Raw genomic sequence first — 12,745 nt, 5'->3', positions numbered from 1 at the left:
GGGCGCACCTACGCGGGTGCCCCCGTCCGGCTGGCGGCGCTGGAGCTGACCGCGCTGCAGGCCGCGGTCGCCGCGGCGGTGTCCAGTGGAGCCACCGGTCTGGAGGCCGCCGTGCTGGCGGGAGGATCGGCAGAAGACCCCGGCGTCGCCGCGGTGCACGAGCTCTCCGGCGATGCCGTGATCATCGTGACCGACCGGGCCGGCGCGGTGCTTGCGTGACCGAATTCCGTTCCGGCTTCGTCTGTTTCGTCGGCAGGCCGAACACCGGCAAGTCCACGCTGACCAACGCGCTCGTCGGCATCAAGGTGGCGATCACGTCGAACCGGCCGCAGACCACCCGGCACACCATCCGCGGCATCGTGCACCGCGACGACTTCCAGATCGTGCTGGTCGACACTCCCGGCCTGCACCGCCCCCGCACGCTTCTCGGTCAGCGCCTCAACGACCTCGTCAAAGGCACCTACTCGGAGGTCGACGTGATCGGGTTGTGCATCCCCGCCGACGAGAAGATCGGGCCCGGGGACCGGTGGATTCTCGAGCAGATCCGCGCGGTCGCACCGAGGACGACGCTGGTGGCGGTGGTTACCAAGATGGACAAGGTGTCCAAGGAACAGGTCGCCGGGCAGCTGATGGCCGTCGGCGAGTTGGTCGGGCCCGACACCGAGATCGTCCCGGTGTCGGCGACGTCCGGGACACAACTCGACGTGCTGATCGACGTGCTGGTCGCCCAGCTTCCGCCGGGCCCGGCGTTCTACCCCGACGGCGAGCTCACCGACGAACCCGAGGAAACGCTGATCGCGGAACTGATCCGGGAGGCGGCGCTCGAGGGGGTCCGCGACGAGTTACCGCACTCGCTGGCCGTGGTCATCGAGGAGATGGAGTTGCGCCCGGGCCGCCCGGAAGACCAGCCTCTCGTCGACGTCCACGCCATCCTCTTCGTCGAGCGCGACTCCCAGAAGGGCATCGTGATCGGTAAGGGCGGTGAGCGGCTACGTGAGGTGGGAACCGCGGCCCGGACCCAGATCGAGAAGCTGCTCGGCACGAAGGTCTACCTGGATCTGCGGGTCAAGATCGCGAAGAACTGGCAGCGGGATCCCAAGCAGCTGGGACGTCTGGGCTTCTAGGGCCAGCTGAGCGCTAGCCGGGCTGGCCGTACACCGCCACCACCACGGAGCGGTCCCAGCTGTTCTCCGACCACACCCCGATCTCGGTGTTGGCGCAGTTCGACATGATGGCCATGTAGTCCGGCCGGTAGTACCACTGGTTCATGATCTCGACGCCGCTGATGGCCAGCGCCGGGTTGATCGCCACGGTCTCGGAGACCGTACCCACGAACCCCGCGCGGTTCGCCCGATCCTGCGCGGTCGACCCGTCGGAGCCGATGTCGCCGTTCAGGGCGCGGTTTCGGAGCACGTCGTTGGTGTGCCACTGCGCGGCCAGCCGGAGCTGGGGGTTGATCTTGATCTCGGTCTCGCAGTCGTTGCGATGCTGGATCGTGTAGACGTTGACGACCACGCTCTCGTTGAGCCGCCGATTGTCGGCGTTGGCGGCCGGGATGCCGGCGATCGCGGCGCCGACGAGCACCACCGCGGGTAGAGCGCGCACGATCTTGCTGCTGGTCACAGCGGGGACTTTACGCGACCTCGTCGGCCATCGAGGGCGGAGCGGGCAGATTCGTGGCCTGCTCCGGCGCGATCTGGGGGCGCGGTTCCCACCAGTTCTGCGGTTGCCGGGCCGCCCAGCCGTTGATGGCCTCCAGTGCGGCGGCCAGCGACACCAGCAGCGGTTCACTGTGCGCCGGGCCCATCAACTGCACCCCGATCGGCAGGCCGTCGGAGGTGAACCCGGCGGGCACGTTGATCGACGGCCAGCCGAGCAGATTCCACGGCCACGTCGCCGGGCAGGCGCGGATCATCGCCCGGTCGGTGGCCAGCCCGCTGAGCTGGTCGAACGCCTCCACCTTCGGCGCGGGCTGGGCGGTGGTGGGGGCGAGGACGACGTCGGCGAGGTTGAAGATCCAGCCGATCCGCCGCTGCGAGGCCGATTCGTGTGCGCGGGCTTTGCGCAGCACGTCCTCGGACAGCAGCCGACCCATTCGGGCATTGGACCGGGTGCGTTTGTCCAGCGTCACGCCGTAGCCCAGCCGCTCGATCCACTCCGGGATACCGGCGGTGGAGCGGGCCAGGAAGTTCCACGACATCCGCAGGTCGTAGTCCGGGTCGGCCGAGATGATCGTGTGGCCGAGTTGTTCGAGCTGACCGGCCATCGCCTGTAACGCGGAACTGTGCTCGGGGTGCAAGGTGGGCCGGAACCCCGTGAACGCGAACTTGGTGGACAGCGCGATACGAAGTGGCCCCGGCGCGCGCGACACGTAGTCCGACGCCTGGATCCGGGGCGGCTTGTGCAGGTCGCCGGGGGCGTTGCCGGATGCGGCGTCGAGCACCAGCGCGGCGTCGGCCACGGTGCGGGCCAGCACCCCGTTGACGGTGATGCCGTTGAACGCCTCGGGCAGCGGCCAGGTGGAGATCCGGCCCCGCTGCGGCTTGATGCCGACGAGGTGGGTCCAGGCCGCCGGGATTCGCACGCTGCCGGCACCGTCGGACCCGATCGCGGCGGCCACCAGGCCGGCCGCCACGGCGGCGGCGCTGCCGCCGGACGATCCGCCCGGGGTGTGCTCCCTCGACCAGGGGTTGCGGGTGTGTCCGAAGCCGGGGCCGCTGGTGAACGGCCACTGCCCCAACTCGCAGGTGTTGGTTTTCCCGACGATCACCGCGCCGGCGGCGCGCAGCCGGCGGACCACCTCGGAGTCGGCGTCGGCGACCCGCACCCTGCCCTCGGTGCCGAACCGGGTGGGCACGCCGGCGACGTCGACGTCGTCTTTGACCGCGATCGGGATGCCCAGCAGCGGGAACTGCGAAATGTCCTGGCCCGCCTGGCGCTTGCGGTCGGCGGCGGCGGCATCGGCGACGGCCTGGTCGGCCAGCACCACTCGGAAGGCGTTCAGGGTGTCCTGGCTCGCCTCGATGGCTTCCAGCGATCTGCGCACCAGCTCCTCGGACGTGGAACTCCCGCTCGCCAGCTGGTAGAGCTGGTGAGTCAGGGTGGGGAACCTGGCGGCGGATCGATCGCGGCGGGGAGGAGTCTTTGCCATCACTTACGAGAGTATCGGCGCTGCGGACCGGTTTTAGTCGGTTGGCAATGCCAGACTGGTCGAATGCGTCTGTACCGGGATCGTGCTGTGGTGTTACGCCAGCACAAGCTCGGCGAAGCCGACCGCATCGTGAGCCTGCTCACGCGCGATCACGGTTTGGTGCGGGCGGTGGCCAAGGGGGTGCGGCGCACCCGAAGCAAGTTCGGGGCGAGGCTGGAACCGTTCGCGCACATCGATGTTCAGCTGCATCCGGGCCGTAATCTCGACATCGTCACCCAGGTCCAGGCGATCGACGCGTTCGCCTCGGACATCGTGTCCGACTACGGCCGCTACACCTGCGCCTGCGCGGTGCTCGAAACCGCCGAGCGGCTGGCGGGGGAGGAGCGGGCCCCGGCGCCCGCGCTGCACCGGCTGACGGTGGCGGCGCTGCGCGCGGTGGCCGACGGCAACCGCCCCCGCGAGCTCGTCCTGGACGCCTACCTGCTGCGTGCGATGGGCATCACCGGGTGGGCCCCAGCGCTGACCGAGTGCGCCCGGTGCGCGACCCCCGGGCCGCACCGGGCGTTCCACGTCGCGGCGGGCGGGAGTGTGTGTGTGCACTGCCGGCCGTCCGGGTCGGTGACACCGCCGCAAGCCGTGCTGGACCTGATGGTCGCGCTCCACGACGGTGACTGGGAGCACGCACAGGCATCCGAGTCGCAGCACCGCAGCCAGGCCAGCGGGCTCGTCGCCGCGCACCTGCAGTGGCATCTGGAGCGGCAGCTTCGGACGTTGCCACTGGTCGAACGTGTGTACCGGGCTGAGCGGATGAGCAGTAGGGGTATCGGGCAGGATGAAGCGCATGGCCACCAAGCGGACGGGGAAGAACCGCTACCCGCAGCTGCCCCCGGCGCCTGACGACTACCCCAGCTTCCCGGACAAGTCGAGCTGGCCCGTCGTTTTCCCGGAGGTGCCGGCGCGCACCAACGGCAGATTCGCCCGCCCGCCGCAGCACACCTCCAAGGCCGCCGCACCGCAGATCCCGGCCGACCAGGTGCCCTCTCATGTCGCGGTGGTGATGGACGGCAACGGGCGGTGGGCCACCCAGCGGGGTCTGGGCCGCACCGAGGGTCACAAGATGGGCGAGGCGGTGCTGATCGACATCACGTGCGGGGCCATCGAGATCGGCGTCAAGCACCTGACGGTGTACGCGTTCTCCACCGAGAACTGGAAGCGCAGCACCGAGGAAGTCCGATTCCTGATGGGCTTCAACCGGGAGGTGGTGCGCCGGCGGCGGGAGAACCTCAACGACATGGGCGTGCGGATGCGCTGGGTCGGTTCCCGGCCCCGGATGTGGCGCAGCGTCATCAAGGAGTTCGACATCGCCGAGCAGATGACCGTCGACAACGACGTCATCACGATCAACTACTGCGTGAACTACGGCGGTCGCACCGAGATCGTGGAGGCGGCCCGCCAACTCGCGCAGGAAGCGGTGGACGGCAAGATCAACCCCGGTCGGATCAGCGAGGCGGCATTCGCCAAGCACCTGCACCGCTCCGACATCCCCGACGTCGACCTGTTCATCCGTACCTCGGGTGAGCAGCGGGCGAGCAACTTTCTGCTGTGGCAGGCGGCCTACGCCGAATACGTCTTCCAGGACAAGCTGTGGCCGGACTACGACCGCCGCGATCTGTGGGCGGCGTGCGAGGAATACGTGCACCGCAACCGGCGCTTCGGCAGAGCCGAATGATGTGCCTGAGCGGCAGAGCCGAATGATGTGCCTGAGCGGCAGAGCCGAATGATGTGCCTGAGCGGCAGAGCCGAATGATGTGCCTGAGCGGCAGAGCGTAGATGGAGCTGCACGATCGGCTCGCCGGGGTCCTCGGGGAGGTTCTGCCCGTCCAGCACGAGGACGACGGTGCGCTGACGGTGCAGCACGACGACACGTTCGCGTCGCTGCGGGTGGTCCCGATCGCCGAGGACCTCGAGTTGGTGTCGCTCACCCAGGTGCTGGCGTGGGATCTGCCGCTGGACAGCAAGATCCGCGCCCGCGTCGCCAAGCATGCGCACGACACCCTGCTCGGCACCGTGTCGCTGGTGCAGAAGATAGGCGCCCAGAAGGTCGGCCCCGAGAAGGCCCGTTCCAAGAAGACCGGTGACGTGCTGCTGCGCTACAACTTCCCGGCCGCGGGTCTCACCGACGACGCGCTGCGCACCCTGATCCTGATGGTGTTGGCCACCGGCACCGACGTCCGCCGCGCGCTGGTCGCCTGACCGGGCCGCGCGGGACTAGGGTCGCGGGTATGCGTACAGCACTGGTCATTGTCGGCGTGGTGGTCACTCTCGCCGGTCTGCTCTTCTTCTTCCAGGGCCTGGGGGCGGTGTCGGGGAGCCCGATGAGCAACACCACGACCTGGACCGTCCTCGGACCGATCATCGCGATCGTCGGCGTGATCGTCGCCGTCGCCGGATGGCGGGGTCTCAAGCGCTAGTTGTCTGCCGCCGCCGCGCATTTGCGGCACAGACCGAAGATCTCGATGGTGTGGCTGACGTCGGTGAAGCCGTGTTCGCGAGCGACCGCGGCGGCCCATTTCTCGACGTGGCCGCCATGGATCTCGATGGTGGATCCGCACGTCCGGCAGACCAGGTGGTGGTGGTGGTGCTCGGAGCACCGCCGGTACACCGACTCGCCGGTGTCGGTGCGCAGCGTGTCGACGGCGCCGGACGCGGCCATCTGCTGCAGTGTGCGGTAGACGGTGGTCAGCCCGATCCCCTCACCGCTGCGGCGCAGTTCGTCGTGCAACTCCTGGGCCGAGCGGAAGTCGTCGAGGTTGTCCAGTAACGCGGCGATGGCCGCGCGCTGGCGCGTCGCCCGCACGGCACCCGTCACTGCTGCTCCTCCCCGGCGTGGCTGACAGCTGCGATGACGATATCTGCCAGGTGGTGATCGACCAAGCGGTACAACACTTCCCGGCCCGACCGCGCGCCGTCGACCACGCCTGCGGCCTTGAGGATCCGCAGGTGCTGGCTCACCAGCGGCTGCGCGACGTTCAGCGCGTCGACGAGTTCGTGGACGCAGCGCGCCTCTTCGTGAAGCTGCAGCACGATGGCGATGCGTAGGGGCGACGCAAGGGCACGCAGCAGGTCGCCCGCGGTGTCGAGGACTTCGCGCGGTGGCAACTCGGGGGGCGGAGTGCCCGCTTCCAGCGCCGGGTCGTGCGCGTCCGGTGAGTCAGGCATAGTGGAAACGGTTTTCATTTGTTCCTACGATACATGCGAGACTGCGCATGTCAACCGAAGGGGCCCTCGCCCGCGCCCCGCGCACCCAACCGGCCTCGCTACGCTGTTGAGCCGTGGCTGCGTCCTCCTCGTCCTCCTCGATCATCGACACCGTTGCAAACCTGGCCAAACGCCGTGGGCTGGTTTACCAGTCCGGCGAGATCTACGGCGGGACCAAATCCGCCTGGGATTACGGTCCGCTCGGCGTCGAGCTCAAGGACAACATCAAGCGGCAGTGGTGGCGTTCGGTGGTCACCGGCCGTGACGATGTCGTCGGCCTGGACAGCGCGATCATTCTGCCGCGCCAGGTGTGGGTCGCGTCGGGTCACGTGGAGGTTTTCAACGACCCGCTGGTCGAGTGCCTGAACTGCCATAAGCGGCACCGCCAGGACCACATGCAGGAGAACTACGCCGCCAAGAAGGGCCTTGACGATCCAGATTCGGTTCCGATGGCCGACATCGTCTGCCCGGACTGCGGCACCAAGGGCCAGTGGACCGAGCCGCGCGACTTCAACATGATGCTCAAGACCTACCTCGGCCCGATCGAGACCGAGGAGGGCCTGCACTATCTGCGCCCGGAAACCGCGCAGGGGATCTTCGTCAACTTCGCCAACGTGGTCACCACGGCACGCAAGAAGCCGCCGTTCGGCATCGGCCAGATCGGCAAGAGCTTCCGCAACGAGATCACCCCGGGCAACTTCATCTTCCGCACCCGTGAGTTCGAGCAGATGGAGATGGAGTTCTTCGTCGAGCCGTCGACCGCCCCGGAGTGGCACAAGTACTGGATCGACACCCGGCTGGCCTGGTACGTCGACCTCGGCATCAACCGCGACAACCTGCGGCTCTACGACCATCCCAAGGAGAAGCTGTCGCACTACTCCGACGGCACCGTCGACATCGAGTACAAGTTCGGTTTCACCGGCAACCCGTGGGGTGAGCTCGAAGGCATCGCCAACCGCACCAACTTCGACCTGTCCACGCACGCAAAGCATTCCGGCGCGGACCTGTCGTTCTACGACCAGGCTTCCGACACCCGGTATGTGCCCTACGTGATCGAGCCGGCGGCCGGGCTGACGCGTTCGCTGATGGCGTTTCTGGTGGACGCCTATCACGAGGACGAGGCTCCCAACGCCAAGGGCGGTGTCGACAAGCGCACCGTGCTGAAGCTGGATCCGCGGTTGGCACCGGTCAAGGCGGCGGTGCTGCCGCTGTCGCGGCATGCCGACCTGTCGCCGAAAGCCCGGGACCTGGCCGCCGAACTGCGCACGTCGTGGAACATCGAGTTCGACGACGCCGGCGCGATCGGCCGGCGTTACCGCCGTCAGGACGAGATCGGCACGCCGTTCTGCGTGACGCTGGACTTCGATTCGCTCGACGATCATGCGGTGACGGTGCGCGAACGCGACGCCATGACCCAGGAGCGGGTGGCGATCTCGGAGGTCTCGGACTACCTGGCCGTCCGGCTCAAGGACTGCTGACTTTCCGCCGCGAGCAGACACGAACTCACCCCTTTTCACCCGAAAACAGGTGAGTTTGTGTCTGCTCGCGGTGCGAACGGGCTAGAAGCGGCCGCCGCCGCCGCTCATGCCGCCGCCTCCGCCACCGAAGCCGCCGCCCCCGAAGCCACCACCGAACCCGCCGCCGCCGAAGCCGCCGCGCAGTGCTCCGGAGAGCACGTTGCCGATGAGGATGCCGCCGATCACGGCACCCATCTGACCGCCGCCCCCGCGACCACCGCCGCCGTACGGTCCGTTGAAGTGCCGCTGGGCGGCGGAGACGTCGGCGTTGGCCAACGACTGTGCCTGGGCGGCCAGCGTCGCGGCGCCGTTGGCGTGGGCGGTGGCCTCGGCGAGGTTGGTGGCCCGCTTCTCCTGCGCGGCCTGCAGCTGGCGCACCGCCTCCGACAACCGGGTGCGCGCCTCGGGGCCGACGGCGCCGCGGCGGGTGTCGATGTAGTCCGACACCGAGCGCACCCGGGACTGCGCGTTGAACAGCGCCTGGTCGTAGGTGCGGCTGAGGCGCTCGGTGGTTTCCCGTTCGTGGGCGACTTCTTCGAGTAGTCGGTCCAACTCAGCGTCGGCCTGGGTCAGCCGGGTGAAGGCGCCCAGCGGGTCGGAGTTGCCCTCGCTCTGGGCATGAGCCACGGCCTGCACCGCGTCGTCGCGGGCGGAACTGAGCTCGGTGGCCACTGCGACGCCGCCCTGCGCGACCTGGGATCCTGCCTGGTTGATGCCGTTCTGGATGTCGGCGATCGCCGCGGGCAGGCCCGCCACCGCCCGGTTGATGTCGGTGCCCGCACTGTCCACGGCGTCGAGCAGCGTGCGCGCCTGACCGAGCGCCGCCTCGGCCGCGTGGATGGCGTCCACCAGACCGATCTGCCGGTTCGACGGGCGCGACACCAGGTCGCGGGCGGTGCCGATGTTCTGATCGGCGAACTCCAGCCGATGCTTGGCCTCGTCGACGTTGTCGGACACCGAGGCGAGGGCGGTCTCGGCGAACTGGGAGTGCAGCCGGGCAAGCGCCTGCTCGGCCGGGGCCAGCCGGGCCGTCAGGTCGACCATCTGCTGGGTCAGCTTGTCCAGGCGGCTGGGAGCGTTGATCACCAGGTCGCGCAGCGCGGCGAAGGACTCGCGCTGGGCCTCGAGTTCCTGATCTGCCCTGGCGGCGGCGACGATCACCCGCGTGAGCAGGTCGCGGCGCTGCTGCGGAGTCTCGGGCACCGCGTCGTCGAGGATCTGGCGCACGTTGAGCGCCTGCGCCAGCGTTGTCTTGGCGTTGGTCACCGCCCGGGTGAACGCTGCGGTGTCCTTTTCGCCGAATTCCTCGACCGCCAACGTCAATTCGTTCTCGCTGGTGCGCACCTCGTTGTCGACCTCGACGACGATCTTCTTGGACAGGTCGTCGAGCGCGTCGACGGACACCGACGCCAGCGCATTCGGGTCCGACGGGTCCACCCGCTGCGCGGCGGCGAACTCGGCCTCGCGCCGCTTGCGTTTGCGGCGCCGCTGCCACAGCACCAGCACCCCGACCGCCAGCGCGATCAGCCCGAGTAGCACGAGCATGCCCACCCAGCTGCCCGAACCGCCCGAGGGACCGGTGTCGGCCAGGCCGTCGGCGGCCGCGATCGCCGCGCCGGCCCAGTCGCCGGTGCGCAGCAGCGGTTCGACGTCGTTGCGCCGGACCTCGTCGATGTCGACGCCACCCAACGCCTCGGTGGGTGCCAGGAACGCATACGCCCGGTCCACGGTGGCCACCGCCAGGATCGCGTCCTGATCACCGAGATCGCTGCGCTGATAGGTGGATTCCGCCCATGCCTGCGCGTTCTGGCCGGCGAAGTCCTCGACGAACACCACCCACAGCCGGATGCGGCGCTCGTCGTAGAGCCTGTCGATCGCACTCTGCACCCGGGTTTCGCCGGCCGCGTTCAGGGCATCCGCGTCGTCGGTGATGTACGCCGGCAGCCGCAGGGGCGGCGCCGCGGCGGCACCGGGGGCCACCAGGGCGGCCGTGGTCAGGATCGCGACCAGCAGGCCGATGAGTCGGGCGATGCGCATACCCGTCAATGTAGTGCGCGATGGTGGTCAGGATCCGATCGGCGGTGCTGGCAGACTGTGCTTCGGTGAGCCCACGACTGCAGGACAGCTACGACGCGTTCGACCGCCGGCGTCTGGTGGTCGAACCGGCGAAGAGTGCCGCCTTGCCCGGCACCGCCGCTGAGCACCGCACCGATTTCGCCCGTGACCGCGCCCGGGTGCTGCACTCCGCCGCCCTGCGCCGGCTGGCCGACAAGACCCAGGTCGTCGGGCCCCGGCAGAGCGAAACCCCACGCACCCGGCTCACCCACTCGCTGGAGGTAGCGCAGATCGGCCGGGGGATGGCCGTCGGCCTGGGTGCCGACCCTGATCTCGTCGACCTGGCCGGGCTGGCTCACGACATCGGTCATCCGCCGTACGGGCACAACGGTGAGCGGGCACTCAACGAGCTCGCCGAGGTGTGCGGCGGGTTCGAGGGCAACGCGCAGAACTTCCGAATACTCACCCGGCTGGAACCCAAAGTGCTTGACACGCAGGGCGAGGAGCCGCGCAGCGCGGGGCTGAACCTGACCCGGGCCGCGCTGGACGCGGTGACGAAGTATCCGTGGTACCGGGCCCCGGAGGGCGGCAAGTTCGGCTTCTACGCCGACGACGCCGCGGCCGCGGCCTGGGTGCGCGGCGACGCGCCCGACCGACGGCCGTGCCTGGAAGCTCAGATCATGGACTGGGCCGACGACGTCGCCTATTCCGTGCACGACGTCGAGGACGGCGTCACCTCCGGACGGATCGACCTGCGGGTGCTGGCCGACGACGACGCGGTGAGTGCGCTGGGCCGGCTGGGCCAGTCCCACGGCATGGGCGGCGGCCTGGCGGCCGCGGACCTGGTCGAGGCCGCCGAGCGGCTGTCGCTGCTGCCCGCGGTGGCCGCCGTCGGCAAGTACGACGGCACGTTGGCGGCGTCGGTGGCGTTGAAGACCATGACCAGCGAGCTGGTGGGCCGGTTCGCGTCGTCTGCCATCGCAGCCACCCGCGCCGTGGCCGGCCCGGGTCGGTTGGTGCGGTACCGCGCAGACCTCGAAGTGCCCACCGTGGTGCGCGCCGAGGTGGCGGTGCTGAAGATCCTCGCGCTGCAGTTCATCATGTCCGACTCCCGGCACCTGGATCTGCAGGCGCAGCAGCGTGACCGGATCGACGCGGCGGTGCAGTTCATCCGTGCCGGGGCGCCGGCGACGCTGGACCCGCTGTTCGTCCCGGACTTCAACTCCGCCGCCGACGACGGCGCGCGGCTGCGGGTGGTGATCGACCAGGTGGCGTCCTACACCGAGGGTCGACTGGAGCGCCTCGAACCCGCGTAGCCGCTGTCGCCGCGGGCTCTAGACTGGCCGGGTGGCGGGCGACGGGACGCGGGGACGGGGCAGGATCCCTGATCGCGATATCGCCGCCATCCGTGACAAGGTCAACATCGAGGACCTTGTCGGCGAGTATGTCCAGCTGCGGCGCGCCGGGGCGGATTCGATGAAGGGGCTGTGTCCCTTCCACGACGAGAAATCCCCGTCGTTCCACGTCCGCCCCAACCATGGCCACTTCCACTGTTTCGGCTGTGGGGAGGGCGGCGACGCCTACGCCTTCCTGCAGAGGATCGAGCACGTCAGCTTCGTCGAGGCGGTCGAACTTCTCGCCGACCGCGTCGGCTACACCGTCACCTACACCGGGTCCTCCACCACCAACGTGCAACGTGATCGCAGCAGTCGCAGCCGGCTGCTGGCCGCCAACGCCGCCGCGCAGGAGTTCTATGCCGCCGCGCTGCAGTCCGAGGAAGCCGCCCCGGCGCGGCAGTACCTGACCGAGCGCAACTTCGACGCCGAGGCCGCTGGCCGGTTCGGCTGCGGGTTTGCGCCGTCGGGGTGGGATTCGCTGACAAAGCACCTGCTGCGCAAGGGTTTCGACTTCAAGGAACTCGAGGCGGCCGGTTTGTCCCGGGAGGGGCGGCGCGGACCGATGGACCGGTTCCACCGTCGGCTGCTGTGGCCGATCAGGGCAGGCGGCGGCGAGGTCATCGGGTTCGGCGCCCGGCGGATCTTCGACGACGACCAGATGGAAGCCAAGTACGTCAACACCCCCGAGACGGTGCTGTACAAGAAGTCGGCCGTGCTGTTCGGTCTCGACCTGGCCAGACGCGACATCGCCAAGGCGCACCGCGCCGTCGTCGTGGAGGGCTACACCGACGTGATGGCCATGCACCTGGCCGGTGAGGCCACGGCGGTCGCGTCCTGCGGCACCGCCTTCGGCGACGGCCACCTGGCGCTGCTGCGGCGGCTGATGATGGATGACAACTGGTACCGCGGCGAGCTGATCTTCGTCTTCGACGGTGACGCAGCCGGACAGGCGGCGGCCCTCAAGGCGTTCGACGGCGATCAGCAGGTGGCCGGAAAGTCTTTCGTGGCAATCGCGTCCGATGGCATGGATCCGTGTGATCTGCGGCTGAAGTCCGGTGACGGGGCGCTGCGGGACCTGGTGGCGCGCCGGATCCCGATGTTCGAGTTCGCGATCCGCAGCCTGATTCCCGACGGTGACGCCCTGGACAACGACCCGCAGGCACAGGTGGACGCGCTGCGCCGGTGCGTGCCACTGGTCGCCCAGATCCGCGACTACGCGCTGCGTGACGAATACGCCCGCCGCCTGGCGGGCTGGACGGGGTGGCGCGACGAGGGCCAGGTGCTCAGCCGGGTACGCGAAGAAGCGGGCAAGCGTGGGATGCCCGACCGGACGCGTCGTCGCGGCGCTCCCGAACCCGCTCCGGCAC

General features: G+C 69.2%; 14 protein-coding genes. 9 read left to right on the top strand and 5 right to left on the bottom strand.

Annotated elements, in window-relative coordinates; translation table 11 throughout:
- Both WA944_RS04210 and era read left to right on the top strand, forming a co-directional pair.
- The coding region (locus WA944_RS04210) for a cytidine deaminase-like protein (RefSeq protein WP_526646425.1) at window positions 1-219 on the top strand (219 nt) is incomplete at its 5' end.
- Window positions 216-1,124 (top strand): GTPase Era, encoded by a 909-nt coding sequence (gene era / locus WA944_RS04205; protein ID WP_526646423.1) that lies wholly within the window; start codon window positions 216-218, stop codon window positions 1,122-1,124. The genes WA944_RS04210 and era, both read left to right, overlap by 4 nt.
- A 13-nt stretch (window positions 1,125-1,137) precedes the next feature.
- On the opposite strand, the gene WA944_RS04200 is transcribed toward era, so the two are convergent.
- Together WA944_RS04200 and WA944_RS04195 are read right to left on the bottom strand one after the other, a co-directional pair.
- The gene (locus WA944_RS04200) at window positions 1,138-1,623 is read right to left on the bottom strand and encodes a CAP domain-containing protein (protein WP_526608346.1); all 486 of its coding nucleotides are present in this window, start codon (window positions 1,621-1,623) and stop codon (window positions 1,138-1,140) included.
- A gap of 10 nt (window positions 1,624-1,633) precedes the next feature.
- Entirely contained in the window at window positions 1,634-3,151 is a 1,518-nt protein-coding gene (locus WA944_RS04195) for an amidase (RefSeq protein WP_526646421.1), read from the bottom strand.
- Window positions 3,152-3,214: 63 nt separating this feature from the next.
- On the opposite strand from WA944_RS04195, the gene recO reads away from it, so the two are divergent.
- The 4 genes from recO (at window position 3,215) to WA944_RS04175 (ending at window position 5,622) form a co-directional block, all read left to right on the top strand.
- Window positions 3,215-4,048, top strand: a complete 834-nt coding sequence (recO, locus tag WA944_RS04190; protein WP_526610335.1) for a DNA repair protein RecO — start codon at window positions 3,215-3,217, stop codon at window positions 4,046-4,048.
- Complete coding sequence (locus WA944_RS04185; protein ID WP_526610333.1) at window positions 3,984-4,880, top strand: decaprenyl diphosphate synthase; 897 nt, start codon at window positions 3,984-3,986, stop codon at window positions 4,878-4,880. The genes recO and WA944_RS04185 overlap by 65 nt, the downstream gene beginning before the upstream one ends.
- A gap of 101 nt (window positions 4,881-4,981) precedes the next feature.
- Window positions 4,982-5,404, top strand: coding sequence for a hypothetical protein (locus WA944_RS04180; RefSeq protein ID WP_526368782.1), 423 nt, complete (start codon window positions 4,982-4,984; stop codon window positions 5,402-5,404).
- A 29-nt stretch (window positions 5,405-5,433) separates the two neighbouring features.
- The gene (locus WA944_RS04175) at window positions 5,434-5,622 is read left to right on the top strand and encodes a hypothetical protein (RefSeq protein ID WP_526368784.1); all 189 of its coding nucleotides are present in this window, start codon (window positions 5,434-5,436) and stop codon (window positions 5,620-5,622) included.
- On the opposite strand, the gene WA944_RS04170 is transcribed toward WA944_RS04175, so the two are convergent.
- Window positions 5,619-6,020 (bottom strand): Fur family transcriptional regulator, encoded by a 402-nt coding sequence (locus tag WA944_RS04170; RefSeq protein WP_526368786.1) that lies wholly within the window; start codon window positions 6,018-6,020, stop codon window positions 5,619-5,621. The genes WA944_RS04175 and WA944_RS04170 overlap by 4 nt on opposite strands.
- On the bottom strand, window positions 6,017-6,370 hold the full coding sequence (locus tag WA944_RS04165) for an ArsR/SmtB family transcription factor (protein WP_526368788.1): 354 nt from the start codon (window positions 6,368-6,370) through the stop codon (window positions 6,017-6,019). Before WA944_RS04165 ends, WA944_RS04170 begins: the two co-directional genes overlap by 4 nt.
- 140 nt (window positions 6,371-6,510) lie before the next feature.
- On the opposite strand from WA944_RS04165, the gene WA944_RS04160 reads away from it, so the two are divergent.
- On the top strand, window positions 6,511-7,887 hold the full coding sequence (locus WA944_RS04160) for a glycine--tRNA ligase (RefSeq protein WP_526610339.1): 1,377 nt from the start codon (window positions 6,511-6,513) through the stop codon (window positions 7,885-7,887).
- Between the two features lie 81 nt (window positions 7,888-7,968).
- On the opposite strand, the gene WA944_RS04155 is transcribed toward WA944_RS04160, so the two are convergent.
- Entirely contained in the window at window positions 7,969-9,963 is a 1,995-nt protein-coding gene (locus WA944_RS04155) for a TPM domain-containing protein (protein ID WP_526646419.1), read from the bottom strand.
- A gap of 65 nt (window positions 9,964-10,028) precedes the next feature.
- Between WA944_RS04155 and WA944_RS04150 the strand changes: the two genes are divergently transcribed.
- Together WA944_RS04150 and dnaG are read left to right on the top strand one after the other, a co-directional pair.
- Window positions 10,029-11,297, top strand: coding sequence for a deoxyguanosinetriphosphate triphosphohydrolase (locus WA944_RS04150; RefSeq protein WP_526610979.1), 1,269 nt, complete (start codon window positions 10,029-10,031; stop codon window positions 11,295-11,297).
- Window positions 11,298-11,328: 31 nt separating this feature from the next.
- On the top strand, window positions 11,329-12,745 hold a 1,417-nt coding region (gene dnaG / locus WA944_RS04145), incomplete at its 3' end, for a DNA primase (RefSeq protein ID WP_526646417.1).

The sequence above is a fragment of the Mycobacterium sp. genome, from assembly GCF_049683355.1.
GTDB lineage: Bacteria > Actinomycetota > Actinomycetes > Mycobacteriales > Mycobacteriaceae > Mycobacterium.
The sequence above is the reverse complement of the archived record's forward strand: the minus strand, read 5'-3'. Positions and strand labels throughout refer to the sequence as shown.